General features: G+C 71.2%; 21 protein-coding genes. 5 read left to right on the top strand and 16 right to left on the bottom strand.

Going from position 1 to position 24,154, the window contains the following annotated elements:
* Positions 1 to 32: 32 nt before the first annotated feature.
* The 9 genes from O1G22_RS27080 to O1G22_RS27035 form a co-directional block, all read right to left on the bottom strand.
* On the bottom strand, positions 33 to 479 hold the full coding sequence (locus O1G22_RS27080) for a nuclear transport factor 2 family protein (RefSeq protein ID WP_270083696.1): 447 nt from the start codon (positions 477 to 479) through the stop codon (positions 33 to 35).
* A 33-nt stretch (positions 480 to 512) separates the two neighbouring features.
* Positions 513 to 701: a 4-oxalocrotonate tautomerase DmpI gene (dmpI, locus tag O1G22_RS27075; RefSeq protein WP_225096382.1), complete on the bottom strand. Its 189-nt coding sequence runs from the start codon at positions 699 to 701 to the stop codon at positions 513 to 515.
* A 120-nt stretch (positions 702 to 821) separates the two neighbouring features.
* Complete coding sequence (locus O1G22_RS27070; RefSeq protein WP_270083695.1) at positions 822 to 1,739, bottom strand: LysR family transcriptional regulator; 918 nt, start codon at positions 1,737 to 1,739, stop codon at positions 822 to 824.
* 31 nt (positions 1,740 to 1,770) lie between these two features.
* Complete coding sequence (locus O1G22_RS27065; RefSeq protein WP_270083694.1) at positions 1,771 to 3,030, bottom strand: vanadium-dependent haloperoxidase; 1,260 nt, start codon at positions 3,028 to 3,030, stop codon at positions 1,771 to 1,773.
* A 401-nt stretch (positions 3,031 to 3,431) separates the two neighbouring features.
* Positions 3,432 to 4,193, bottom strand: coding sequence for an HNH endonuclease family protein (locus O1G22_RS27055; RefSeq protein WP_270083693.1), 762 nt, complete (start codon positions 4,191 to 4,193; stop codon positions 3,432 to 3,434).
* Entirely contained in the window at positions 4,190 to 5,602 is a 1,413-nt protein-coding gene (locus tag O1G22_RS27050) for an AAA family ATPase (RefSeq protein ID WP_270083692.1), read from the bottom strand. Before O1G22_RS27050 ends, O1G22_RS27055 begins: the two co-directional genes overlap by 4 nt.
* A 91-nt stretch (positions 5,603 to 5,693) precedes the next feature.
* The gene (locus O1G22_RS27045; protein ID WP_270083691.1) at positions 5,694 to 6,527 is read right to left on the bottom strand and encodes a sugar phosphate isomerase/epimerase family protein; all 834 of its coding nucleotides are present in this window, start codon (positions 6,525 to 6,527) and stop codon (positions 5,694 to 5,696) included.
* Positions 6,524 to 7,675: a dihydrodipicolinate synthase family protein gene (locus O1G22_RS27040; protein WP_270083690.1), complete on the bottom strand. Its 1,152-nt coding sequence runs from the start codon at positions 7,673 to 7,675 to the stop codon at positions 6,524 to 6,526. Before O1G22_RS27040 ends, O1G22_RS27045 begins: the two co-directional genes overlap by 4 nt.
* Positions 7,672 to 8,823, bottom strand: coding sequence for a Gfo/Idh/MocA family protein (locus O1G22_RS27035; RefSeq protein ID WP_270083689.1), 1,152 nt, complete (start codon positions 8,821 to 8,823; stop codon positions 7,672 to 7,674). The genes O1G22_RS27040 and O1G22_RS27035 overlap by 4 nt, the downstream gene beginning before the upstream one ends.
* Positions 8,824 to 9,058: 235 nt before the next feature.
* Here O1G22_RS27035 and O1G22_RS27030 point away from each other — a divergent pair, with 235 nt between their 5' ends.
* Positions 9,059 to 10,105, top strand: a complete 1,047-nt coding sequence (locus O1G22_RS27030) for a LacI family DNA-binding transcriptional regulator (RefSeq protein ID WP_270083688.1) — start codon at positions 9,059 to 9,061, stop codon at positions 10,103 to 10,105.
* A 154-nt stretch (positions 10,106 to 10,259) separates the two neighbouring features.
* Here O1G22_RS27030 and O1G22_RS27025 read toward each other — a convergent pair whose 3' ends face one another.
* Together O1G22_RS27025 and O1G22_RS27020 are read right to left on the bottom strand one after the other, a co-directional pair.
* Positions 10,260 to 11,501, bottom strand: a complete 1,242-nt coding sequence (locus tag O1G22_RS27025) for an FAD-dependent monooxygenase (RefSeq protein WP_270083687.1) — start codon at positions 11,499 to 11,501, stop codon at positions 10,260 to 10,262.
* A 138-nt stretch (positions 11,502 to 11,639) separates the two neighbouring features.
* Positions 11,640 to 11,930 carry a hypothetical protein gene (locus O1G22_RS27020; RefSeq protein WP_270083686.1) on the bottom strand — a complete coding sequence of 97 codons (291 nt, stop codon included), beginning with the start codon at positions 11,928 to 11,930 and terminating at the stop codon, positions 11,640 to 11,642.
* A gap of 317 nt (positions 11,931 to 12,247) precedes the next feature.
* On the opposite strand from O1G22_RS27020, the gene O1G22_RS27015 reads away from it, so the two are divergent.
* Together O1G22_RS27015 and O1G22_RS27010 are read left to right on the top strand one after the other, a co-directional pair.
* A complete protein-coding gene (locus O1G22_RS27015; RefSeq protein ID WP_270083685.1) occupies positions 12,248 to 13,021 on the top strand; it encodes a bifunctional helix-turn-helix transcriptional regulator/GNAT family N-acetyltransferase in 774 nt (257 codons plus the stop codon).
* Between the two features lie 18 nt (positions 13,022 to 13,039).
* A complete protein-coding gene (locus O1G22_RS27010) occupies positions 13,040 to 13,840 on the top strand; it encodes a sugar phosphate isomerase/epimerase family protein (protein WP_270083684.1) in 801 nt (266 codons plus the stop codon).
* Between the two features lies 1 nt (position 13,841).
* Here O1G22_RS27010 and aroA read toward each other — a convergent pair whose 3' ends face one another.
* Positions 13,842 to 15,068, bottom strand: coding sequence for a 3-phosphoshikimate 1-carboxyvinyltransferase (gene aroA / locus O1G22_RS27005; RefSeq protein WP_270083683.1), 1,227 nt, complete (start codon positions 15,066 to 15,068; stop codon positions 13,842 to 13,844).
* 99 nt (positions 15,069 to 15,167) lie between these two features.
* On the opposite strand from aroA, the gene O1G22_RS27000 reads away from it, so the two are divergent.
* Both O1G22_RS27000 and O1G22_RS26995 read left to right on the top strand, forming a co-directional pair.
* Positions 15,168 to 17,084, top strand: coding sequence for a glycoside hydrolase family 3 protein (locus tag O1G22_RS27000; RefSeq protein ID WP_270083682.1), 1,917 nt, complete (start codon positions 15,168 to 15,170; stop codon positions 17,082 to 17,084).
* Positions 17,085 to 17,201: 117 nt separating this feature from the next.
* Entirely contained in the window at positions 17,202 to 17,762 is a 561-nt protein-coding gene (locus O1G22_RS26995) for a hypothetical protein (protein ID WP_270083681.1), read from the top strand.
* 29 nt (positions 17,763 to 17,791) lie between these two features.
* On the opposite strand, the gene O1G22_RS26990 is transcribed toward O1G22_RS26995, so the two are convergent.
* The 4 genes from O1G22_RS26990 to O1G22_RS26975 all read right to left on the bottom strand — a co-directional run bounded on the left by O1G22_RS26990 (position 17,792) and on the right by O1G22_RS26975 (position 24,148).
* Positions 17,792 to 18,181: a hypothetical protein gene (locus tag O1G22_RS26990; protein ID WP_270083680.1), complete on the bottom strand. Its 390-nt coding sequence runs from the start codon at positions 18,179 to 18,181 to the stop codon at positions 17,792 to 17,794.
* Positions 18,182 to 18,292: 111 nt separating this feature from the next.
* Positions 18,293 to 22,012 (bottom strand): ABC transporter ATP-binding protein, encoded by a 3,720-nt coding sequence (locus O1G22_RS26985; protein ID WP_270083679.1) that lies wholly within the window; start codon positions 22,010 to 22,012, stop codon positions 18,293 to 18,295.
* Between the two features lie 123 nt (positions 22,013 to 22,135).
* A complete protein-coding gene (locus O1G22_RS26980) occupies positions 22,136 to 23,161 on the bottom strand; it encodes an esterase-like activity of phytase family protein (RefSeq protein ID WP_270083678.1) in 1,026 nt (341 codons plus the stop codon).
* Between the two features lie 66 nt (positions 23,162 to 23,227).
* A complete protein-coding gene (locus O1G22_RS26975) occupies positions 23,228 to 24,148 on the bottom strand; it encodes a serine hydrolase (RefSeq protein WP_270083677.1) in 921 nt (306 codons plus the stop codon).
* Positions 24,149 to 24,154: the final 6 nt, after the last annotated feature.

Genomic DNA, 24,154 nt, shown 5'->3' with positions numbered 1-24,154 from the left:
CTAGCGGCGTGTTCTTCTAGCGGCGTGTTCTTCTAGCGGACCGGGTCCGGGGCGACGAGTGCGCGCTCCCAGTGCTGGGTGTCGGCGTACTCGCGCATGCCGGCGATCTTTCCGGCGCGGACGGTGAAGACGCCGATGTTGTGCTCGTGGTAGGGCCTGCCGGTCCTGCCGGTCGCCCAGGAGTCCCACTCGACCAGCACCTGCTCGCCCTCGCCGAAGACGTTGGTGACCTTCAGGCCGATCTCGCGGTCGGGGTCCAGGTGGGCGAAGGCCGTCGCCAGGAATCCGTTGATGACCTGGTCCCGGCCCTGCCAGGTGCCGGAGATGGGCAGGTCACCGCCGTACCAGCAGGTGCCGTCGTCGGCCCAGCTGTCCCAGATGGTCTCCTGGTCCCCGGCGGCGAGCGCCTCGAAGTAGCGCAGCACCACGTCCCTGGGCTCGTCGGAATCGGGGCGTTCGGTGCGCTCGGCGGTGGTCATGGCGGCGTCGGTTCCTCTCGGCTACTCGTCCGGCTACTTGTCTGCGGTGAGGGTGCCGGCGGCGCCCCAGCTGTCGGCCGGGACCTCGTTGATCCACACCTGGACGGTGTCGGCGGGGATCTTGTAGGCGTCCACGAAGGCGTCCGTGATGCGGGCGATCAGTTCGCGCTTGAGCTCGGTGCTGCGCGGGCCCTGCTGGACGGTGACGATGGGCATGTTCATCTCCCGAGATCGATGAGCGTGTTCCTGCGGGTTCTTGGGTGTTCCTGCGTGTTCCTTGTACGACCACCAGTTCACTCGATCCGGGGCGCGCGACCCAGGGCCACCTCGCGCACGCAGCGTTCACGATTCGTGATCGCTCGCGCCGACCGCACGGCAGGCGTCCAGGAGAGACCCGAGGCGGGCCGGGGGTGAGGTGCGGCGCACGGCGAGCGCGGTCGGCAGGACGAGGGGGGTCCCGTGCCCGCCGGCCTCCCGCACCGGCAGAAAGGCGACCCGCTCGGTGGCCAGCTGGACGGCGTGGGACGCGTACACCACGCTCCAGCCGGGAGTGCCCGCTCCCAGGGCGGCGAGGGTGTCCTGCAGCGAGCTGTGCGCCGGGCCGGGTACGGGCTCGAAGCCGGCGTCACGGCACGCGCCCACGACGAGATCCACCAGGGGCGGATTGTTGCGCCGTGCCGTCAGATACAGCGGCAGCGCGGCCAGCTCGGCCAGCTCCAGCTCGGCTTGCCGGGCCAGCACGTGCCGGGCGCCGAGGACCACCAGGAGCCGGTCCTGCCACACCGGAACGAGCCGGACTCCGTCGGGGCCCTCCTCCACCCCGCGCACGAAAGCGGCGTCCAGCTCTCCACGGGCCACCTGCTCCAGTCGTACGGCGGTGGGGGCCGAGGCCAGCTCCACCCGCAGCTCGGGAGCCTGCCCGGCGAGCACCTCCAGCACCTGATCCAGCCGGTCCCCCATCCCGGTGCTGGTGCCCACCCGCAACCGGTCGGCGCGGGCGGCGGTGTAGTCGGCCACCGTCGCACGTGCCCGCTGCTCGGCCGCCAGCACCTCGCGCGCCGCCGGCAGGAACCGCTGCCCCGCCTCGGTCAGCCGCACCCGCCGCGGTGACCGGTCGAACAGGTCGGTGCCGAGCTCCCGTTCCAGCCGCCGCACCTGCTGGCTGACGGCCGACTGCACGATCAGCAGCCGTTCGGCGGCCCGCCCGAAGTGCAGCTCCTCGGCGACGGCCACGAAGTAGCGAAGTTGACGCAGTTCCATGGCCGTAGCTAAACAACCGCCGGGCCGACGGTCAGAGCCGGCCTGCCACGAAGCCCGCCACCTGCGTGCCGAGTTGCTGTCCCGCGCGGTTGTCGAGAGAGGTGTGCTGGCCGGCCCAGATCCGGCTGAGCCACGCTTCGGTGGCGGCGTCCTGGAAGCCGGCGAAGGTGCGGGTGATGCCCTTCGACGTCACCGTGAGCCGGTGCCGCGCACCGTAGAACCCGGCGAGCGTCGTTGCCGCCGCCTGGCTGAGGGCGGCGTGAGCGCTGGGGTAGGACGGATCCGGGGCGGTCTTCAGCAGGGGGGTCCAGTTGGGGTCGCCGACGATGCGCGGGTTGTAGTGCGTACCGCCGAGCCGGATGGCGGTCACGGGCCGCCACACGCGGTAGGTGTACTTGGCGTCGTACGTCGCGATGGTGGTGTCGGCGAGGGAGAGGTCGAGCCGGGCGAAGACCTTCACCGCCTGCTCCAGGCTCGTGTTCTGGGAGGTGACCAGGTTCTGCGCGATCTGGTTCCAGACGTTCCAGACGGGCGCCGCCGACCAGAACTTCGCGGCCGCGGTCTGATCGGCGGTGCGCGTGGTACTGGTCTTGCTGCCCAGGCCCTTGACCTCGTTCAAGGCGGTGGCGTACGCGCCGCTGCTCACGGCCGGCGGTGCTGCCGGGCGGAACTGGCGTCCGCTGGTCAGCACGAACGGCTTGACCGAGCCCCAGTCGGTGAACACCGGTGCCGGGTGGTCGGGAGGGGTGGGCCGGTAGTCACCGGCCTTGTCGCCGGGGTGGAACGGCGGCGGTGTCGCCGAGGACCCGTCGTCGGACCGCAGGCTGATCAGCCTGCGGGCGACCTCGGCTCCCACAGCCGTGCCCGCCTGCTTGTCCGGGCCGCCCGGAATCGTGGACAGCTGGCTGCTCAGCCGCTGGTCCACGCCCGCGCGCTTGCCCGGGTACAGGGCGACCAGCACATCGTGGGCCGCCTGGTCCGCCGCGGCATCCGCACGAGCGCCTCGCGGCGCCGACACCGAGAACAGGTAGGCGGGGCCGCCCCGGCTGATCGACACCACCGCGTCGTACTCGGCGGCCTGGAGGAGCGCGAAGCTGCGCGTGGGCTGGATTGTGGCGGGCTGCGCTTTCGGATCGCCGAGGATGGTGATGAGCTCGCGGTTCCATTCCACGACCGCCGTCCCCGACGCCGTGGCCGCGGTGGGCGAGGGGGCGGCGCCTGTCCCGAATGCGGGACTGGTGAGTCCGGCTGCCAGCGCGATTCCGGTCAGTACGGCGAGTGTCTTCCGCAACCCGATCACCTCTTCACGTCATCGAGGCCGCTCGCCAGATCCAGCCTGCGGGGACCTGATCCGCGCCGCAACTCGGCATCGTGGTCCACCCGGCCAAGGCGCGCGCCTCTGCTCTCCGCTATCCGCTTGACATCCGCCAGGGACTCGCTGAGCCGCCGGGCCAGATAGCGCAGTTCCTCACCGGTGAGCCGCTGTTCGGCGAGGAGTTCGGCCGCGTGGTCCAGCCGACCGAACTACACGGCCGAGGAACTTGACGAGTTCGTCGTCATCCGAACAAAACGCCGCCGAATCCTCGACGGCCCCGAGCAGCCGGTCATCTGAACGCTGCACCACCGGTCCTGCCCTCATCTTCTCGACCGACGGCTGGGCCGCGTTCGGCGGGGCCGTGCGGGACGGGCGTCTCAGTAGCTGACACCCCGGAAGTGCAGAAACGCGGACCGCAGTTCGGCATCGTGGAGGAGGTCGAGGACCTCCTCCTCCCCCGCGAACAGGACATCGGCCGCCGGATGGCCGGACTGGTGGAACATGGCGACCAGGACATCGACCAGGGGGCGGTTCCAGGAGACACGGACGATCTCCGTCGCCTTGTCACGTTGCCCCTTGTCCATGGCCATGCGCCACAGCTCGATTGAGTGCCTGGCCGTCGCATAGGCGTCCGTGCGTCCCTTGACCAGGACCGCTCTTTTGTTGAGGCCGAACACGTCGATACAGGCCCGCCCCCGGTCGGTCAGACCCTGGTACGTTCCGAGCGGGAGCACCAGCCGTAGGTGGTCCAACGGGTCCTCGGCCGTCGGGTCGACGAGCAGCGGGCTGCCGTCGGCCGCGGTGGGGAAGAGGTTCCGTTTCTGGTTGCTGTTGCAGAACGAGCAGGCCAGCAGATGGTTGAGCCAGTCGAAGGTACGCAGCGGAGCGAGGCTCTTCGGCTCGAAGTGGTCGATGTCCGTGCCTTGTCCGTCACCGCAGTACATGCAGCGTTCGTGGCCGGGCGCCATCTCCGCAAGCCCCGCGAAGAGTGCGGGGCGGACCTTTCGTCTATTCGCCCAGAGTTGCTTCGCCCTGTCCTTGCGCTGCTTCTCCGTGGCCTGCTGCCGGATGTCGTCGGTGTAGCCCCTCAGCAGCTCCGTCGTGACCGCAGACAGAACCGCACGCCGAAGCCGGATCACTCCTCTTCGTCCTTCGGACCCCCGGTGATCTCCTCCCCGATCCGGCGGAGGTGCGCGCTCACCTCGTCCACACGGGCCGACGGCGAGCTGGCAAGCCGGTCCTTGAGTTCCCGGTAGCGGGCGAGCGACTCCCGTGACGAGGCCCCGTCGTAGATCTCCGCCTCCAACTGCACGAACTCGGCCCTCACCTGCTCGGCCCGCTCGGAGTAGGGCGTGTCGAGACCGAAGAGGTCGGAGAGAACCGCGTCGTCGCCGCTGCCGTACACCACTCGGTCGTACAGATCCTGGTCGATGACCTCGGGCGGGCGCGCCTCGTCCACGCCCGGCAGCCGGATCAGGCCGCCTGGATCCGCGGCCTGGCAGATGTAGGGGCTGTGGGTGGTGACGATGAACTGGATGCGGGGGAAGTGGGCGGTCAGCCAGGGGCCGATCCGGCGCTGCCAGGAGACGTGCAGATGGGCGTCGATCTCGTCGATGATGACGACCCCGGGCGTCATCAGCGCGATCGACTTGCCTCTGGCCTCCCAGGGACCGGACTCCCACAGGTCGTCGCCGAACACGTCGTGCAGCTGCTTGAGGATGTCGACGACAAGCGCCGCCACCGTACGGAACCCGTCGCTCATCTCCCGCAGTGGGAAGCGGCTGTCGTGCCGCTCGACCCACAAACCCTCGGAGTCGACGTCGTCGATCCGGTGCCCGTCCGGCAGCAGTCCGTCTCCGAGCAGCGCCAGTGCGAACGTCTTCAGTCCCCGGGCGCCCCCTCTGCCTTCCAGCGCACGCAGATGCTGCTCGATCAGCCAGGTAACCCCCTCGGCGAGTGAGGCGTCCTCGTGGAAGAGGCTCGTGTGCCTGGCCACAGGCCCTGACGCCAGCATCAGCCGTTGCACCTCGCCCGAGCCACCGGCCATCCGCCGGAACGGCCCGTAGGCTGCGGAGAACCAGCCGGCGGGATTGTCCGCCCACGGACCACGGCGGGCGATGCTCGTCTGCGCCTTGGTGTACTTGATCTCGTCGAGCCCGGACAGGACGCCCCGGCGGATCGGAACCCTGCCTGCCGAGCCGTCGCGGGGCGTCTTCCAGCGAAGCCCGGCCCAGAAGGCACCGGCGGGCGGGCGGCCCTGCGAGAACCGGTCGTGCTGCGCGTCCCGGCTGATCTCGACCTCGACCTCACCCGCCGTGCTCTGTTCGGTCACCCAGTTCTCGAACACCGGCACCAGGCTGCGGGCCACCCCCGGCCCACTGAGCGCCAGCGCCATGGCCCGCAGCAGCGTCGTCTTGCCCGAGCCGTTGCGCCCGGCGAGCACCGTCCACCCGGCGTGACTGCCGTCGGGGCGGGTCAGGGTGAGGTCAACTGCGCGGGGGCCGTAAAAGGACTTGATGTCCTTCACGATGATCCGGCTGACGTACATGGGCGTCGGCGTCCGTTCATTCGGGTGTCGCAGCCGATCTTAGGGCCGTGGCCTGCCCGTCAGCGCGGGAAGCGGGCAGGCCGCGGATCCTTCAGTCCGCCATGTGCTCCACGAACCGCTCCGCCGTCTCCGCCAGCACCTCCCGCCCGTCCCGCGCCCACAGCTCGTCGTTGAAGAGTTCGACCTCGATCGGGCCCGTGTAGCCGGCTGCCTCCACGTACCCCTTCCACTCCCGCATGTCGATCGCGCCGTCGCCGATCTGGCCGCGGCCGTTGAGGACGCCCTCGGGCAACGGGGTGGTCCAGTCGGCGAGCTGGAAGGTGTGGATGCGGCCGCTCGCGCCCGCCCGTGCGATCTGGGCCGGGGCCTGGTCGTCCCACCAGATGTGGTACGTGTCCACCGCCACCCCGACCTGGTGCGCCGGGAAGCGCTCGGCGATGTCCAGGGCCTGGGCCAGGGTGGAGACCACGCAGCGGTCCGAGGCGTACATGGGGTGCAGGGGCTCGATGGCCAGGCGGACGCCGTGCTGCTCGGCGTACGGCCCGAGTTCGGCCAGGGCGTCGGCGATGCGTTCGCGGGCCGCCCGCAGGTCCTTGCTGCCGGCGGGGAGGCCGCCGGAGACCAGGACCAGGGTGTCGGTGCCGAGGGTCGCCGCCTCCTCGATGGCGCGCCGGTTGTCGGCCAGCGCCGCCGCGCGGGCCTCCGGGTCGATCGCCGTGAAGAAGCCGCCCCGGCACAGGGTCGTCACCGTCAGGCCTGCCTCACGGATGAGTTTGGCCGTCGCCTCCACGCCGTACGCCTGGACCGGTTCGCGCCACAGGCCCACCTGGCTCACGCCCAACTGGCCGCAGACATCGGCCAGTTCCGGCAGGGACAGCTGCTTCACCGTCATCTGGTTGATGCTGAACCGCGAGAGATCGGTCATCGGTCCACCCCGTACAGCGACAGCAGGTTCTTCATCCGCTCCTCCGCCAGCTTCGGGTCCGGGAACAGGCCCAGGCCGTCGGCGAGTTCGTAGGCGCGGGCCAGGTGCGGCAGGGAGCGGGCCGACTGGAGGCCGCCGACCATCGTGAAGTGCGACTGGTGGCCCGCGAGCCAGGCCAGGAAGACCACGCCCGTCTTGTAGAAGCGGGTCGGGGTCTGGAAGAGATGGCGGGAGAGGTCGACCGTCGGGTCCAGCAGGGCTCGGAAGCCCGTCACGTCGCCCGTGTCCAGGACCCGTACCGCCTGCGCCGCCAGCGGGCCCAGCGGGTCGAAGATGCCCAGCAGGGCGTGGCTGAAGCCCTGGTCGTCGCCCGCGATCAGCTCGGGGTAGTTGAAGTCGTCGCCGGTGTAGCAGCGGACGCCCTGCGGGAGGCGGCGGCGCAGGTCGATCTCGCGCTGGGCGTCCAGGAGCGACACCTTGATGCCGTCCACCTTGTCCGGGTGGGCGGCGATGACCTCCAGGAACACCTCCGTCGCCGCGTCGAGGTCGGCCGAGCCCCAGTAGCCCTCCAGCGCCGGGTCGAACATCGGGCCCAGCCAGTGCAGGATCACCGGCTCGGCGGACTGGCGCAGCAGGTGGCCGTAGATCTCCAGGTAGTCCTCGGGGCCCGCGGCCACGGCGGCCAGGGCGCGCGACGCCATCAGGATCGCCTGGGCGCCGGACTCCTCCACCACGGCCAGCTGTTCCTCGTAGGCCGCGCGGATGTCGGCGAGTGTGCCGCCGGTGATCTGGTCGGTGCCGACCCCGCAGGCGATGCGACCGCCGACCGAACGCGCCTCCGCCGAGCTGCGGCGGATCAGCTCGGCCGCGCCCGCCCAGTCCAGGCCCATGCCGCGCTGGGCGGTGTCCATCGCCTCGGCGACACCGAGCCCGTGGGACCACAGGTGGCGGCGGAAGGCGAGGGTGGCGTCCCAGTCGACGGCCGCGGGCGAGTCGGGGGTCGTGTCCGCGTAAGGGTCCGCGACGACGTGGGCCGCCGAGAAGACCGTACGGGAGCTGAAGGGGGTGCCTGCCGAGAACAGGAGGGGTTCGGTGCGCGGCTCGTACGTCCGCAACGTGCCGTCCGCCGACGGGAGTTGGATGGTCACAGCGAGATCTCCGGTACGTCGAGGCGGCGGCCCTCGGCGGAGGACTTCAGGCCCAGTTCGGCGAGCTGCACACCGCGGGCGCCGGCGAGCAGGTCCCAGTGGTACGGCGCGTCGGCGTAGACGTGCTTGAGGAACAGCTCCCACTGTGCCTTGAAGCCGTTGTCGAAGTCGCCGTTGTCCGGCACTTCCTGCCACTGGTCGCGGAAGACCTCGGTGGCGGGGATGTCGGGGTTCCACACCGGCTTGGGGGTCGCGGAACGGTGCTGGACGCGGCAGTTGCGCAGGCCCGCGACCGCCGAGCCCTCCGTGCCGTCGACCTGGAACTCCACCAGCTCGTCGCGGTTGACCCGGACCGCCCAGGAGGAGTTGATCTGGGCGATGGCGCCGCCGTCAAGTTCGAAGATGCCGTACGCCGCGTCGTCAGCCGTCGCGTCGTAGGGCTTGCCGTTCTCGTCCCAGCGCTGCGGGATGTGGGTGGTGGCGAGGGCCTGGACGGAGGTCACGCGGCCGAACAGCTCGTGCAGGACGTACTCCCAGTGCGGGAACATGTCGACGACGATGCCGCCGCCGTCCTCGGCGCGGTAGTTCCAGGAGGGGCGCTGGGCCGGCTGCCAGTCGCCCTCGAAGACCCAGTAGCCGAACTCGCCCCGGACGGACAGGATCCGGCCGAAGAAGCCGCCGTCGATGAGCCGCTTCAGCTTCAGCAGGCCCGGCAGGAAGATCTTGTCCTGGACGACGCCGTGCTTGATGCCCTTGTCGTGGGCGAGGCGGGCGAGGTCGAGGGCGCCCTCCAGTCCGGTGGCGGTGGGCTTCTCGGTGTAGATGTGCTTTCCGGCCGCGATCGCCTTCTTGATCGACTCCTCGCGGGCCGAGGTGACCTGGGAGTCGAAGTAGATGTCCACGGAAGGATCGGCCAGCACCGCGTCCAGATCCGTCGAGATGTGCTCCAGGCCGTGGCGCTCGGCGATCTCCTGGAGCGCGTGTTCGCGGCGGCCGAGCAGGATCGGCTCCGGCCACAGCACGGTGCCGTCGCCGAGGTCGAGGCCGCCCTGCTCGCGCAGGGCGAGGATCGACCGGACGAGGTGCTGGCGGTAGCCCATGCGCCCGGTCACGCCGTTCATGGCGATACGCACCGTCTTGCGTGTCACGTCAGTCCCCTCATATACGGGTACAGCAAGCGCTTTCTATCACTTGAGAAGCTAGCCTCTGAACAGTGGTCTGTACAAGACCGTTGCCCCTTCGAGTTGTTCGAGGGGGCGAACAACCGGGGTCCATGGCTTTAAGGTCTGCTGGAAGATCTGCTGGCGATCTGCTCGGAACCAGGAGCAGTGCCCGGCTGTCTACGAGGGCGTACGACACGAAGCGCGACCGGAGGACGACGACATGACGGTGACCCTGGCGGATGTGGCGGCCCGCGCCCAGGTCTCCCCCGCGACGGTGTCGCGCGTACTGAACGGCAACTACCCGGTGGCCGCCTCCACGCGCGAACGGGTGCTGCGGGCGGTGGACGAGCTGGACTACGTCCTCAACGGTCCCGCGAGCGCGCTGGCTGCCGCCACGTCCGACCTGGTCGGGATCCTGGTGAACGACATCGCGGACCCCTTCTTCGGGATCATGGCGTCCGCGATCCAGGCCGAGATCGGCGGACCCGGCGGCCGAGCGGGCGGTGAGCGGCTGGCCGTCGTCTGCAACACCGGGGGGTCGCCCGAGCGGGAGCTGACGTATCTGACGCTGCTCCAGCGGCAGCGTGCGGCGGCCGTGGTGCTGACCGGCGGCGCGATGGAGAACGTGCCGCACGCGGCGGCGGTCTCGGCGAAGCTGCGCAAGCTGGCGGAGGCCGGGACGCGGGTGGTGCTGTGCGGGCGGCCGCCGGTGCCCGGCACCGATGCCGTGGCGCTCACCTTCGACAACCGCGGGGGCGCGCACCGGCTGACCGAGCATCTGCTCGGGCTCGGTCACCGGCGGCTCGGGTACATCGCGGGGCCGGAGGAGCGGACGACGACACGGCATCGGCTGGAGGGACACCGCGCGGCGCTGGCCACGGCGGGGATAGAGGAGGATCCGCGCTGGACGGTGTACGGCCGCTACGACCGCCGGTCCGGGTACGAGGCCACGCTGGAGTTGCTGCGGCGGGATCCCGGGCTGACGGGGATCGTCGCGGCGAACGACTCCGTCGCGCTGGGGGCGTGTGCGGCGCTGCGCGAGTCGGGGCTGCGGATTCCGGACGATGTCTCTGTCGCCGGGTTCGACGATCTGCCGTTCAGCGTGGATGCGGTGCCTTCGCTCACGACGGTGCGGTTGCCGTTGGCGGAGGCGGGGGCGCGGGCCGGGCGGATCGCGATGGGGCGGGAGGAGCCGCCCCCCGGCGGGATCGCGACGGTTCGCGGGGAGTTGATGGTGCGGGGGTCTTCGGGGGTGCCCCGGGCCTGAGCGGCCCACCTGGGGGCTCCGCCACCGGATCCCCGTCCTGTGCCCACCCGTCACCCGACTCGGCCGGCCGAGAGGTGACCCGCCCGGGATCCGTTCACCGGTCGGCCGAGAAGCGAGCCGTCCTCCCCGCGACCCTCCCCACGCTCCCTCACCGTCACTTGTGAAGTGACCGCCCCAGCAGCGGCAGCGGTGCCTCGCCCCTCCTCCTGTCGCGGTACCAGCGGCGGCCCCTGTCGTAGGCCAGGCGGGCCTTGCGTACGGGCGGGATCTGGGTGGCCAGGTGGACCTGGTAGCGCCAGGGGGATTGTTTGCCGGTGCGGACCGACATGGCGTAGGCGAAGGAGACCGGGTCGCGGTCCAGGTAGTCGTCGAGCTGCTCGAACCAGGCCATGCTGGAGCGGGCGCCGGCCTGGACGGGGTGGAGTTCCTCGCGGCGGTGCTGGTCGTAGGCGCGCAGGGCCGCGCGGGGATCCGCGTGGTGGGCCAGGCTGTGGGCCAGCACGATCGCGTCGATCATCGCGAGCCGGGTGCCGGAGCCCAGGGTGAAGTGGGTGGTGTGGGCGGCGTCGCCGGTCAGGACGACGAGCCTGCCGTCGGTGTCGTCGAACCAGGTCTCGTTGCTGATGTGGGTGAAGCGCTGCCATTTCGCCGGGGCACCGCGGGACCGGCTGATGAGGGAGTGGCCGTCCAGGGCCCGGTGGAAGATCTTCTCCAGCAGGGGTACGGCCTCCTCGGTCTCCATCGAGTCGAGGCCCAGGCCCTGCCAGGTCCGTGGGGAGCACTCCACGATGCAGGTGCTGATCCCGCGGATCGACGGGTAGGCGTGGAACCAGACCCAGCCGGCCTCGGTCTCCTCGAAGCAGAACACGAAGCTGTCGAACTGCCGGTCCGTGCCGAGCCAGATGTAGGGGTTGCGGCCGGTCTCGATCTTGGTGCCGAAGTGCTCGGCGCGGCTCTGCCGGATCCGGCTGCTCGCGCCGTCGGCGGCCACGATCAGGTCGGCCTCGGGCAGCTCGGCAGGGTCGGCCAGATACTCCCCGTGCCGTACGTCCACACCGAGCGACCGGGCGCGCCGGGTCAGCGCGTCCAGGAGGGAGGCGCGGCCCATGCTGTAGCCGTAGCCCCCGAAGTACGCCGTACCGTCGTGCCGGCTGCCGTGCAGCTGGATCTCCTGCCCCTCCCAGAGCACGGAGCCGGCGCTCACCGCCCGTGCGCTCTCGGGGTCGTTGCCGTGCAGGATGTCCAGCAGGTCATTCCAGTACACGACGCCCCAGCCGTAGGTGGCCTCGGGCGGGTCGCGTTCGATCACCGTGATCTCGTGCCCGGCGTCCCTGAGCTTCGCCGAGATCGAGAAGTACAGCCCGGCCGGGCCTCCGCCCACGCAGACGATCCTCATCCGGTCACCGCCTTCACCACTGCCTTCACCCCTACGGGGATTCCCTGTGCGGAGGGCATATGGATCCGGGTGCCCGTGGGCCGGGCACCCGGATCCACCCTTCGTTTCCGTCAGGGGGTGTCACGTCACAACTGGGGGTCAGTCGCAGCCTCCGTCACCGCCCCAGCCCCAGCCGTCGCCCCAGCCCCAGCCGCCTTCGTCGCCCCAGCCCCAGCCGCCGTGGTCTCCCCAACCCCAGCCGCCGTGGTCTCCCCAGCCCCAGCCGCCTTCGTCTCCCCAGCCCCATCCGCCGCCGTCGTGCTGGACAGCCGCGGTCGGAGCTGCGGTCGTGGCGGCGCTGGCGACTCCGGCCCCGGCCGCGAGTGCCAGGATGGGGGCCGAGCAGACAGCGATGGCCACTCTCTTGATACGGGTGGTGTGCGCGCGCATGGTGTGCCCCTCTCCGAGGGTGGGATTTTTTCTTCCGGCGGCCGCGATCGGGGCCGCTCTCCTGGCGCTCCAGAGCCTGCGCGCAGCTCCGAGCGGGGGGTCCGCCGCCCGCAAAGGCGATCTGCGGCGGATCCGTCACTTCCGGTGCTAAACGGACATAAGTGACGTTCGTGTTTAAACCTACGATGAGAGGGCGTGGAAGTCAAAAGCAGACCGCGGCGGGAGAAGATAACTGCAAGAGAAGTCAAGGTAGTTCAAGATTTCAACCATCGGTGCCGCAGGAAACCATCGCCGCAGGAAACCATCGGGGTCCAGCCATGACCGTCCAGACCATCGCCGAGTGCCGGTTGCTGTACGAACTCGCGCACACCACGGACAGCGACGAGGCCGGGCTGCGGACCCGACTCGGGCTGGACGCCGCACACGTGAGCCGGACACTCGACTCCCTCGTGGCGGCCGGACTGGTCGAGCGGGTCCCCGCCGGGACACGCGTGGCACTCACCGCGCGCGGACGGGCCGCCGCCGGGCTGCTCGCCGAGCGGGCCCGGGAAACGCTCCGTACATTCCTCGGCAGCCCGGCCCCGCAGGGTTCCGCCGGGGTCGCGCTGCGTGAGCCCCGGCCCGGTGACCTGGGGTGGATCGTGCAGCGCAATGCCGCGCTGTACGCCGCCGAGTACGGCTGGAACGCCGACTACGAGGGACTGGTCGCCCGGATCGTGGCCGACTTCGCCGAGGACCACGATCCCCATCTGGAGCGGGTGTGGATCGCGGAGCTGGCGGGGCGGCCCGCCGGATGCGTGATGTGCGTACGGGACGACGCGCCCGGCACCGCACGGCTGCGGCTGCTGCTGGTCGAGCCGGAGGCACGGGGGCACGGCCTCGGGGACCGGCTGGTCGGCGCGGTCGTGGACTTCGCGCGCGGGGTCGGCTACCGGGACCTGGTGCTGTGGACGAACGACGTGCTCGGTGCCGCCCGGCGCATCTACCAGCGGCACGGTTTCGTGCTCACCGCGGAGAAACCGCACCGCTCCTTCGGCAAGGACCTGATCGGCCAGGACTGGCGCCTGGATCTGCACCGATCGGGTGAGTGACGAGTAGGGTCCGTGACCATGAAGCTAGCCTTCTCCACCCTCGGGGTTCCCGGTCTGCCGGTGCCGGACGTACTGGCGCTCGCGACCGCGCACGGTTACCACGGTGTCGAACTGCGCGCGCATCCGGAGGAGCCGGTGCATCCGGGCCTCTCGGCGGCGGGGCGGGCGGATGTCGCCGCCGAGTTCAAGGCGGCCGGGGTCGAAGTCCTGGGCATTGCCGGGTATGCGCGCGTCGCGGCGCCCGGCGAGGACGCCCCGGTCGTCGACGAGATCCGCCAACTCCTCCATCTCGCCCATGACATGGGCGCTCCCTTCATCCGGGTCTTCCCCGGCGCCGACCCGGCCCTGCCCGCCGCCGAGTCCGACGCGGCCGCCGCCCGGCGGCTCGGCACCGTCGCCGAGGACGCCGCCGCGCTCGGGGTACGCGTCCTGCTGGAGACCCATGACTCCCACCGCACCGGAGCCGCCGCGATCCGTGTCCTGGGGCCGGTCGGACACGGCCACGTCGGCGCACTGTGGGACGTGATGCACACCTGGCTGGGCGGCGAACAGCCCGCGGAGACCTACGCCGCACTCGCTCCACACCTGGGATACGTACAGGTCAAGGACATCGCCTCGGCCGAGGACACGACCCCGCTGCCGCTCGGGGCGGGGGTGCTTCCGCTCACCGAGTGCGTGGACGTCCTGTGCCGGAACGGCTGGGACGGGTGGCTGTGCTGGGAGTACGAGAAGCGGTGGTACGAGTCGGCAGCGCCGCTTCCCGAGTTGCTGGGCGGGGGACGGCAGCATCTGCTGAGGTTGCTCGACGAGGCGGCGTAGGTCAGCCGAGCTGTGCGAACGCCTCGTGGAACCCCGGGAAGGTCTTGCGTACGCAACCGGGGTCGTCGTACGTGACGCCAGGTGTGCGCAGGGCGGTCACGGCGAAGGACATGACGATGCGGTGGTCGCCGTAGGTCTTGATCTCGACGTCCCGCAGCGGGCTGCCCGGCTGGATCTCGATCCAGTCCGGGCCGGTCGTCGCCGTCACGCCGAGCCGCCGGAGGTTGTCCGCGCAGGCCTCCAGACGGTCGCACTCCTTCACCCGGGTGTTGGCCACGTCCTCGATGCGCACGGGTCCGTCGGCGAACGGGGCGATCGCGGCCAGGGTCGGCATGGTGTCGGAGATGTCCCGCATGTTGACGGAGAGTCCGCGCAGAACTCCCGTGCCGCGTACGGTCGTCCGGTCCGCCCCGATCTCCACCTCGGCGCCCATCCGGCGCAGCACCTCCACGAAGCGCAGGTCGCCCTGGAGCGCGCCCGTGCCGAGGCCCGGGACGGTCACCTCGCGGCCCGGGGTGACGGCGGCCGCGGCGAAGAAGTAGCTCGCGGTGGAGGCGTCCGGCTCGACGGCGTAGGTGGTGGCCCGGTAGCCGCCCGGCGGGACGTCGTACACGTCGCCGTCCCGGACGACCTCCACCCCGAACGCCCGCATCATCGCGAGCGTGATCTCCACGTACGGCGCCGAGACCAGCTCGGTCACCCGGATCCTGAGGCCGGTGCGGGTGAGCGGGCCCAGCAGGAGGAGGGCGGTCAGGTACTGGGAGGAGAGGCCGGCGTCCAGCACCACCTCGCCACCCTCGACCCCGGCCGCCCGGACGGTGAGCGGGTGGTGGCCCTCGGTCTCCTCGTGCCGCAGGTCGACGCCCAGGTCGCGCAGGGCGCGGGTGAGCGGGCCGAGGGGGCGGCGGCGCATCTGCGGGGAGGCGTCGAAGCGGTAGGTGCCGTGGCCGGCGGCGGCCAGGGTCGGCAGGAAGCGGGCGGTGGTGGCGCCGTCGCGGCAGTAGACATCGGCCTCGGCGTGCGCCGGGCCCTGCGGGCGGCCGTCCACCTGCCAGGTGTCCGGGGTGCGGCCCACCCGGTAGCCGAGCCGGGTCAGGCCCTCCGCGAAGCCCTCGGTGTCGTCGGACCGCAGGGGCCGTACCAGGGTGCTGACACCGTCGGCGGCGGCCGCGAGGAAGAGGGCGCGGGCGGTGATGGACTTGGAACCGGGGATCTCGACTGCGGGCATGGCCCCCATGATGGCCGTACGGCCGCCCGCCGGGAGCCCGATGTCCATGAACTGGGACACCGGAGTGGCCGGAACCGACCCCGGCCGGGGTTGCTGCGCATGTCCTTGACGGAAAGAAACTTCCCGGATATTGGTGGCCTCTCGGAAGTTTCCTTCAGCGGTTCTCCTCTGGAAGGAGCGCATGTGTCCGACACCGGCAGACCGTCCAGACGCGCCGTCCTCACCGCCGGCGCGGGCCTCACCGCCGCGCTGACCGTACCGGCCGCCGCCGCCCACGCCATCACCCCCGCCGCTCCCGCCACTCCCCTCGACGACCGCCGGCTGCGCGCCCTGATCTCCCGCATGACCCTTCAGGAGAAGGTCGGCCAGCTGTTCGTGATGCGGGTCTACGGCGACTCCGCCACCGCCCCCGACCAGGCCGACATCGACGCCAACCGCAAAGAGCTCGGGGTCCGCACGGCCGCCGAGCTGATCGCGACGTACCGGGTCGGCGGGATCATCTACTTCACCTGGGCCCACAACACCCGTGACCCGCGGCAGATCGCGGACCTCTCCGACGGCATCCAGCGGGCCTCGCTGGGCCAGGCGCGCGGTCTGCCGGTGCTCATCGCCACCGACCAGGAGCACGGCGCGGTCTGCCGGGTCGGCAAGCCCGCCACCCTCTTCCCGGGTGCCATGGCCCTCGGCGCGGCCGGCTCCCGGTCCGACGCGCAGACCCTCGGCCGGATCTCCGGCGCCGAGCTGCGCGCGATGGGCATCAACCAGGACTACTCCCCGGACGCCGACGTCAACGTCAACCCGGCGAACCCGATCATCGGCGTACGGTCGTTCGGGGCCGACCCGGAGGCGGTGGCGGGGCTGGTGGCCGCCGAGGTGAGGGGCTATCAGCAGTCCCGGGTCGCGGCGACCGCCAAGCACTTCCCGGGGCACGGTGACACGGCCGTCGACAGCCACACCGGCTTCCCGGTCATCACGCACAGCCGGGACCTGTGGGAGAAGCTGGACGCGGTGCCGTTCCGGGCCGCGATCGCCGCCGGCATCGACTCGGTCATGACCGCGCACATCCAGTTCCCGGCCCTGGACGACTCCGGCGACCCGGCCACCCTCTCCCACCCGATCCTGACCGGCATCCTGCGCGGCGAGCTCGGCTACGACGGCGTCGTCATCACCGACTCCCTGGGCATGGAGGGCGTCCGCACCAAGTACGGCGACGACCGGGTGCCGGTGCTCGCGCTGAAGGCCGGGGTGGACCAGCTGCTCAACCCGCCGTCGATCGACGTGGCCTGGCACGCCGTGCTGAAGGCCGTACAGGACGGCGAGCTGACCGAGTCCCGCCTGGACGAATCGATCCTGCGCATCCTGCGGCTGAAGTCCCGGCTCGGCCTCTTCGACGCGCCGTACACCAGCCGGGCGGCCGTCGAGCGCACGGTGGGCACCAAGGCGCACCTGGCCGCCGCCGACCGGATCGCCGAGCGCACCACGACCCTGCTGGTCAACGAGGACCGCACCCTCCCCTTCACGCCCCGCGCCGCACGCCGGATCCTGGTCGTCGGCGCCGACCCGGCCTCCCCCTCCGGCACCACCGGCCCGCCCACCGGCGTCCTGGCCGCCGCCCTCACCGAACTCGGCTTCACCGCAACGGCGTTGTCCACCGGCACCGCCCCCTCCGCCGCGACCGTCGCCGAGGCGGTCACGGCGGCGAAGGACGCGGACGCGGTGGTCGTGGCGACGTACAACGTCACCGCGGACAGCGCGCAGCGCACCCTGGTGGAACAACTGCTCGCCACGGGCAAGCCGTTGGCGGCCCTCGCCGTCCGCAACCCCTACGACGTGGCCCAACTCGGCTCCGTGAAAGCCTGCTTGGCGTCGTACGGCTGGACCGACGTAGAAGTGCGGGCGGCGGCCCGGGTGATCGCCGGGCGCGTGTCGCCGCGCGGGAAGCTGCCGGTGCCGGTGCAGCGGGCGGACGATCCGGCGCAGGTGCTGTACCCGATCGGGCACGGGCTGACGTACTAGGCGTACGTCACACACCGGGCGTACCACCATCGAACACCGGAAACCCTCCCTCATCGTCTGGCGTGTCACCGGGGCCCCGGGTCACGCTGGGCGGGGGTGTGTGTCCGGGGGGTGGCGATGCGCGGGAAAGGTGTCTCCGTACTGGCGTGCCTGCTGCTGGCCGCCTCGCTGACCGGCTGCCGGGGCACGACGGACACCCCGGTGGGCGACGCCCGCCCCACGGCCGTCGGCGGTTACGGCGCCGAGTTCCTCGCCGTCGGCACGTGCAGCTCCTTCGGCACGACCAGGTTCACCGAGGTGCCGTGCACGAGCGAGCGGGCGGCGGCCCGGGTCGTCGCCCGCTACGACGGCGCGACGGCCGACGGCCCCCTGTGCCCGGCGACCACCGACTTCGTGCTGCACATCGGCGCCCAGGGCTACGCGTGCATGCGCAACCTGGAGCCCCCGCACCCCGGCGACCCCGGCGGCGGAGGCGGCCCGCGCACGATCCCGGGCGACTGCGTGTACGCCTCCGGCGCCGGCCAGGTCCGCGAGACCCCGTGCGACGGCTCGGGCACCCACCGGCCGCAGTACCGGATCACCGGGGCGGCGGCGACGCGGGCGGAGTGTCCGGCGTCGACGGCCCTGTACGTCCAGCTGGGCGGGAGCAAGCCGGTGGGCTGCGCCCGGCGGGTGTGAGGTCGCGGGTGTGAGGCCTCAGCGCGCGGTCAGCACAGGATCCACCCGGAACTCACCGAGCTCCGGCCCACCGAGCCCTTGATCCACACGCACCGGTGGCCGGCGTGGACGGTGACCGGGCCCGCTTGGTAGCGGTAGCTGCCCGTGTCGGCGACCGGGCGGTTGCCGCGGGCCTGGACGCTGACGGACATGGTCTGGGTGGTGCCGGCGCGTCTGGCGACGGTGATGGCGCAAACGTATCCGTTGTCCCTGTACACGTGCGTCACACCTGTGTCGAACGACAGCGTGCGCACCTCGCGCCCGGCACAGGAGTTGGCGTCGGCCTGAGCGGTGCCCGACGCCAGCAGTGCGAGCCCCCCGGACGCGGCCAGCACGGCCGCGCCGAGCGCCAGCCGCCGGCGTATCCCACCACGGTCCACAGTTGTCCTCCCCGTATTGCCCCGTATGACGGTCGCCCTCCCCCGATGGCCCGTACTGATGTACGGACGCGTCAGTGTGTCGGAAGGTTGCACGACCGTCAGCGGAACGCCTCAGCGGGTGGCGGGAACCGGCTCCTCCGGCTCGGCCCCGCCTACGAAGGTCCGCCACAGCTCGGCGTACCGGCCCCCGCGGGCGAGGAGTTCGTCGTGGGTACCGTCCTCCGCGACCCGGCCGTGGGCCATCACCACGACCCGGTCGGCGCGGGCCGCCGTGGTCAGGCGGTGGGCGACGACCAGGGTCGTACGGCGGCCGGCCAAGCGGTCGGTGGCCTGGTTGACCTGGGCCTCGGTGGCCAGGTCCAGGGCGGCCGTGGCCTCGTCCAGGAGCAGGATGTCGGGGTCGACCAGTTCGGCGCGGGCGAGCGCGATCAGCTGGCGCTGGCCGGCCGAGAGGTTGCGGCCGCGCTCGGCGACCTCGTGCAGATAGCCGCCCTCCAGCCCGGCGATCATCTCGTGCGCGCCGACCGCCCGCGCCGCCGCCTCCACCGCGGCGTCGCTCGCGTCGGGGCGGCCGTAGGCGATGGCGTCACGGATGGTGCCGGGGAACAGGTACGCCTCCTGCGGGACGACCCCGAGGCGGTGCCGGTACGAGGTCATGTCGAGGGCGCGCAGATCCGTGCCGTCGGCGGTGACCCGGCCGCTGGTGGGGTCGTAGAAGCGCGCGACCAGCTTGACCAGGGTGGACTTGCCCGCGCCCGTCTCGCCGACGAACGCCACCGTCTGCCCCGCGGGGATCGTCAGGTCGATGCCGGTCAGCGCCTCCTCCTCGGCGCCGTACGCGAAGTGCACGTCCTCGAAGGCGATGTCCCCGCGCAGGGACAGGACTTCGAGGGGCTCGTCGGCCGACTTCGTGGACGTCGGCTCGCGCAGCAGTTCCTGGATGCGGCCCAGGGAGACCGTGGCCTGCTGGTAGCCGTCGAAGACCTGGGACAGCTGCTGGACGGGCGCGAAGAACAGGTCGATGTAGAGGAGGTAGGCGACCAGGGCACCGGTCGTCAGCGTGGCCGCTTCCACCCGGTGCGCGCCCACGATCAGCACGGACGCCGACGCGACCGAGGACAGCAGCTGGACGAAGGGGAAGTAGACCGATATCAGCCACTGGCCGCGGATCCGGGCGCGCCGGTAGTCCTCGCTGCGCCCGGCGAACCGCGCACCGCCGTCCCGCTCGCGCCGGAAGGCCTGCACGATCCGCAGCCCGGCGACCGACTCCTGCAGATCGGCGTTGACCACCGACACGCGCTCGCGGGCGAGTTCGTACGCCTTCACGCTCGCTCGGCGGAAGAAGACGGTCGCGACGATCAGCGGGGGCAGGGTCGCGAAGACGACGAGCGCGAGCTGGACGTCGATCACGAGCAGGACGACCATGATGCCGAAGAAGGTGACGACCGAGACGAACGCCGTGACCAGGCCGGTCTGCAGGAACGTCGACAGGGCGTCGACGTCGGTCGTCATCCGCGTCATGATCCGGCCGGTCAGCTCGCGCTCGTAGTAGTCGAGGCCGAGCCGCTGGAGCTGGGCGAAGATCTTCAACCGCAGCGTGTACAGCACGCGTTCGCCGGTACGGCCGGTCATCCGGGTCTCGCCGATCTGCGCGGCCCACTGGACGAGGACGGTCGCGAGGCCGAGCAGGGACGCCGCCCAGACCGCGCCGAGGGTCATCTTCGTCACGCCCGCGTCGATGCCGTGCCGGATCAGCACCGGCAGCAGCAGACCGGCGCCCGCGTCCACGGCGACCAGCCCGAGGCTGATCAGCAGGGGCACGCCGAAGCCGCGCAGCAGCCGTCGCAGCCCGTAGGAGTCCTCGCGCCGGACCGCCCGTGCCTCGTCGATGTCCGGAGTGTCGGTGGCCGGGGGCAGCGCGTCGACCTGGGCGAGCAGTTCGGGGGTGGCGGGGGTGCCGGACAGCGCCAGGTCCCTGGGCTCCCGGTCGCCGCTCCACAGCCGGGGGGTCACGCCCCGCTCGGCGTCGAACTCGGCGTCCAGCTCCTCACGGACGGTCGTGTCCTCGGCGGGCGGGACCGGCAGCGCATGGCCCGGGGAGACCCCGCCCAGCTCGTCGGGGTCGGTCAGCAGCCGGCGGTAGAGGGCGGACCGCTCCTGCAGCTCGTCGTGGGTGCCGAGGTCGGCGAGCCGGCCGCCGTCGAGGACGGCGATGCGGTCGGCGAGGTTGAGGGTGGAGCGGCGGTGCGCGATGAGGAGGGTGGTCCTGCCCTCCATGACGTGCTTCAGCGCCTCGTGGATCTCGTGCTCGACCCGGGCGTCCACGGCCGAGGTGGCGTCGTCCAGGACCAGCAGGCGAGGGTCGGTGAGCAGGGCGCGGGCGAGCGCGACACGCTGGCGCTGGCCGCCGGAGAGGGTCAGGCCCTGCTCGCCGACCTTGGTGTCGTAGCCCGCGGGGAGGTCATGGATGAAACGGTCCGCCTGGGCGGCGCGGGCGGCCTGTTCGATCTCCTCCTGGGTGGCGTCCGGACGGCCGTACGCGATGTTGTTGCGGACGGTGTCGGAGAAGAGGAAGGAGTCCTCGGGGACGAGCCCGATGGCGGAGCGCAGGCTGTCGAAGGTCAGCTCGCGGACGTCGTGGCCGCCGATGAGCACGGCGCCGTGGGTCACGTCGTAGAAGCGCGGCAGGAGCAGAGAGAGGGTGGACTTGCCGGAGCCGGAGGAGCCGACGACGGCGAGGGTCTCACCGGGCCGGATCTCGAAGGTGAGCCCTTCGAGGACCGGGCGTTCATGGTCGTATCCGAAGGACACGTCGTCGAACTCGACGGTCGCGGGCGCGTCGGCGGGCAGGGTCTTCGTGCCGTCCTGCATGGTCGGCTCGGTGTCGATCAGCTCCAGGACGCGCTCGGTGCCGGCGCGCGCCTGCTGGCCGACGGTGAGGACCATGGCGAGCATGCGGACCGGGCCGACCAGCTGGGCGAGGTAGGAGGAGAAGGCGACGAAGGTGCCGAGCGTGATGTGACCGCGTACGGCCAGCCAGCCGCCGAGGGCCAGCATGGCGACCTGGCCGAGGGCGGGGACGGCCTGCAGGGCGGGGGTGAACTTGCTGTTCAGCCGGATGGTGCGCAGGCGCCCGGCGAAGAGCCGCCGGCCTACTTCGCGCAGCTTCCCGGTCTCCTGATCCTCCTGCCCGAAGCCCTTCACCACGCGGACGCCGCTGACGGCACCATCGACCACACCCGCGACGGCGGCGGCCTGGGCCTGCGCGTACCAGGTGGCGGGGTGCAGCTTGCTGCGGCTGCGCTTGGCTATCCAGCCGAGCGCGGGCGCGACGGCGAGCGCGACCAGGGTCAGCGGCAGCGACAGCCACGCCATGATGATCAGGGAGATCACGAAGAGCACGACGTTCCCGATGGTCATCGGGAGCATGAAGAGGAGCCCCTGGATCAGCTGGAGGTCGCTGGTCGCCCGGCCGACGACCTGTCCCGTGCTGAGCTCGTCCTGACGGCGCCCGTCGAGCCGGGTGATCGTGCCGTACATCTCCGTCCGCAGGTCGTGCTGGACGTCGAGGGCGAGGCGTCCGCCGTAGTAGCGGCGGATATAGGTGAGGGCGTAGACGAGGAGGGCGGCGGCTATGAGGGCGCCGGCCCAGGGGGCCATGGAGCGGGTGTGGTTCCCGATCACGTCGTCGATGATCACCTTCGTGATCAAGGGGACGACGGCCATGACGGCCATGCCGGCGAGCGAGGAGCCGAGGGCGAGGATCACGTCCTTCGGATACCGCCAGGCGTAGCCCGCCAGGCGCTTTGCCCATCCCCGTTGCGCTGCCACGCCGGTGCCTCCCTGTTGACCTGGTCTACCGGAAGGCACCAACGCGCGCGGGAGCGGATTTCATCCCTCTGCAACAAACGAGGGGGAGGGTTCGGGGAAGGGTCAGACCCGCACCCGCAGGTATCAGACTCGTACCCGCAGGTAATAGAACCGGGTCGTCTGGGCCGGGTTCTGGTTGTCGTCGCTCACCAGGACCACTTTCAGGCGGCCGGTGTGGTCACGCCCTGTGATCGTCATGCCTTCGATGTTGTCCAGCAGGGGGTTGGGCTGGGGCTGCTTCGCGGTGGCGCCGAGGGAGGGGCAGGCGGCGATGTCAGCGAGCAGGGTCTTCGTGATCAGACGGACACTCGGCTGACCGGTGAGGTTCTGGATGGCACTGGTGTCGGTGGCGTGGCGGGGGTCGGCCAGGTAGAGGCGGACGGTGTTGCCGACGCCGGCGGTGAAGCCGCGTTCCAGGACCAGGAGGCGGCCGTCGGGGGTGGCCTGGACCTCGGGGACGCCGAGGCCGGGGTCGGTGCGGTAGCCGTACTGGGCGGACAGGTCGAATCTGCCTTGGTGACGTGTCCAGGTCTGGAAGCGCACGATCCCGGTCGAGTCGCCCGAGATCGCGTCCTCCATGGAGGCCAGCAGGGTGTGTCCGCCGGGCAGCAGGGTCAGGCCCTCGAAGGTCTGGTTGGCGGTGGCGCGGCCGGCAGGGGCGACCAGGAGGGAGGGCGGGACCGGGAGGCGGTCGAGGATCCTGCCGTCGACGGAGTAGCGGCGGACCGACGGCTCGGTCTCGGAGGTGATGAGCCGGGTGCCGTCCCGGTCGATGACGAGGCCCTCGGAGTCGAGATCGGCGCCCTTCTCGTCGGCGAGGCGGACGGCCCGCTTCGGCTGGAGGGTCGTCGGGTCCAGGTCGAAGAGGGAGGAGCGGTCCTCCAGCGCGGCGAGGGAGCCGTCCCGGTCGACGGCGAGCGCGGAGAAGTTGCCGACGAAGGTGCCGTCGTACGTCGTCTTGTCGAGCGCGTCGGAGAAGCGGTCGAGGGAGACGGATGGCGAACAGGCTTTGCTGATCGATGAGTTGGCACCGGCGGGCCCGGCGGCGGTCAGGGAGGTGACCGCCGCCAGGCCGGCGGTGAGGGTGGCGAGTACGGTTCTCAGACGCATGCCCGTCACCGTAGGGCGGCCGGGTGTCCCGCGGGAGACCGCACCGTGAAACGCCGTGTCGAAGCGTCAGCCCTGCGGCGGCACCGCGACGAACGCCTCGCTGGGCTTGCTCGTCGGGGTGTAGACGGCGGTGGCGGAGGTGGTCGGTACGAGATCCTTGTGGATGACCTTGGCGACGTTCTGGATGGTGGTCACGCCGTAGCCCATGGTGCTGTTGTCCTGGGTGAGCACCGACATCATGTAGTCGTGGCCGGCGCCGTTGAAGGTGCCGAGGCTGTGCACCCGCCAGCCGTGCGTCGAGCGTTGCAGCCAGCCGTTCTTGACGTGCACGGAGACGGTGGACGGGGCACCGGCGGGCGTGCCCCAGCGCTGGTCGGAGACGACCTGGCCCATCAGCTTCAGGATGTAGGCGCGGGAGTTGTCGCTCAGCACGCTGTTCTTGGCAGTGATGAGCTTGAGCAGCTTCTGCTCGTCGGTGACGTTCTCCTGGGTCAGGCCCCAGTAACCGCCCGCGCCCGGCACGGTCTTCGTCATCCCGGCGGCGGACAGGAACCCCTTGATCTTCGTCAGGCCCAGCTGCTTCCACAGCGTGCTGGTCGCGTTGTTGTCCGACCTGGTGATCATGGCCTTGGTGAGCGACTGCTCGGTGCTCGTCAGGTACCGGTTGTGCTTCTTGGCGTCCCACAGCAGCGTGGCGAGCACGGTGACCTTGACGGTGCTGGCCGAGTCGTAGGCGCTGGTCGCGCGCAGGGTGCAGGTGGTGTTGGTGCTGCGGTCGTACAGGCCGAGGGCGACCGTGCTCCTGCGGCCCGCCAGGGCGCCGGTGATGTCCTTCTGCAGCTTGGCGGCGAGGCCCGCCTTGGCGGACGTACAGCTGACGGCGGGCGTGGCCGCGGCGGCCGGACCGGCGGCGGCCACGGCGGTGACCGCCGGTATGAGCAGGGCGGCGGCGAGGGCGGCGGTACGTCTCGATGTCCGGGAATTCATACCCAA

Source organism: Streptomyces camelliae (assembly GCF_027625935.1).
Lineage (GTDB): Bacteria > Actinomycetota > Actinomycetes > Streptomycetales > Streptomycetaceae > Streptomyces > Streptomyces camelliae.
The sequence above is the reverse complement of the archived record's forward strand: the minus strand, read 5'-3'. Positions and strand labels throughout refer to the sequence as shown.

Bases quoted from the DNA above. Each gene is read 5' to 3' on its own strand.
- O1G22_RS27030 (WP_270083688.1), top strand. From the start codon at position 9,059: ATGACGGTGACCCTGGCGGATGTGGCGGCCCGCGCCCAGGTCTCCCCC.
- aroA (WP_270083683.1), bottom strand. From the start codon at position 15,068: ATGCCCGCAGTCGAGATCCCCGGTTCCAAGTCCATCACCGCCCGCGCC.
- O1G22_RS27025 (WP_270083687.1), bottom strand. From the start codon at position 11,501: ATGAGGATCGTCTGCGTGGGCGGAGGCCCGGCCGGGCTGTACTTCTCG.
- O1G22_RS26980 (WP_270083678.1), bottom strand. From the start codon at position 23,161: ATGCGTCTGAGAACCGTACTCGCCACCCTCACCGCCGGCCTGGCGGCG.
- O1G22_RS27050 (WP_270083692.1), bottom strand. From the start codon at position 5,602: ATGTACGTCAGCCGGATCATCGTGAAGGACATCAAGTCCTTTTACGGC.
- O1G22_RS27020 (WP_270083686.1), bottom strand. From the start codon at position 11,930: ATGCGCGCGCACACCACCCGTATCAAGAGAGTGGCCATCGCTGTCTGC.
- O1G22_RS27010 (WP_270083684.1), top strand. From the start codon at position 13,040: ATGAAGCTAGCCTTCTCCACCCTCGGGGTTCCCGGTCTGCCGGTGCCG.
- O1G22_RS27070 (WP_270083695.1), bottom strand. From the start codon at position 1,739: ATGGAACTGCGTCAACTTCGCTACTTCGTGGCCGTCGCCGAGGAGCTG.
- O1G22_RS26975 (WP_270083677.1), bottom strand. From the start codon at position 24,148: ATGAATTCCCGGACATCGAGACGTACCGCCGCCCTCGCCGCCGCCCTG.
- O1G22_RS27000 (WP_270083682.1), top strand. From the start codon at position 15,168: ATGTCCTTGACGGAAAGAAACTTCCCGGATATTGGTGGCCTCTCGGAA.
- O1G22_RS27015 (WP_270083685.1), top strand. From the start codon at position 12,248: ATGACCGTCCAGACCATCGCCGAGTGCCGGTTGCTGTACGAACTCGCG.
- O1G22_RS27045 (WP_270083691.1), bottom strand. From the start codon at position 6,527: ATGACCGATCTCTCGCGGTTCAGCATCAACCAGATGACGGTGAAGCAG.
- dmpI (WP_225096382.1), bottom strand. From the start codon at position 701: ATGAACATGCCCATCGTCACCGTCCAGCAGGGCCCGCGCAGCACCGAG.
- O1G22_RS26995 (WP_270083681.1), top strand. From the start codon at position 17,202: ATGCGCGGGAAAGGTGTCTCCGTACTGGCGTGCCTGCTGCTGGCCGCC.
- O1G22_RS27080 (WP_270083696.1), bottom strand. From the start codon at position 479: ATGACCACCGCCGAGCGCACCGAACGCCCCGATTCCGACGAGCCCAGG.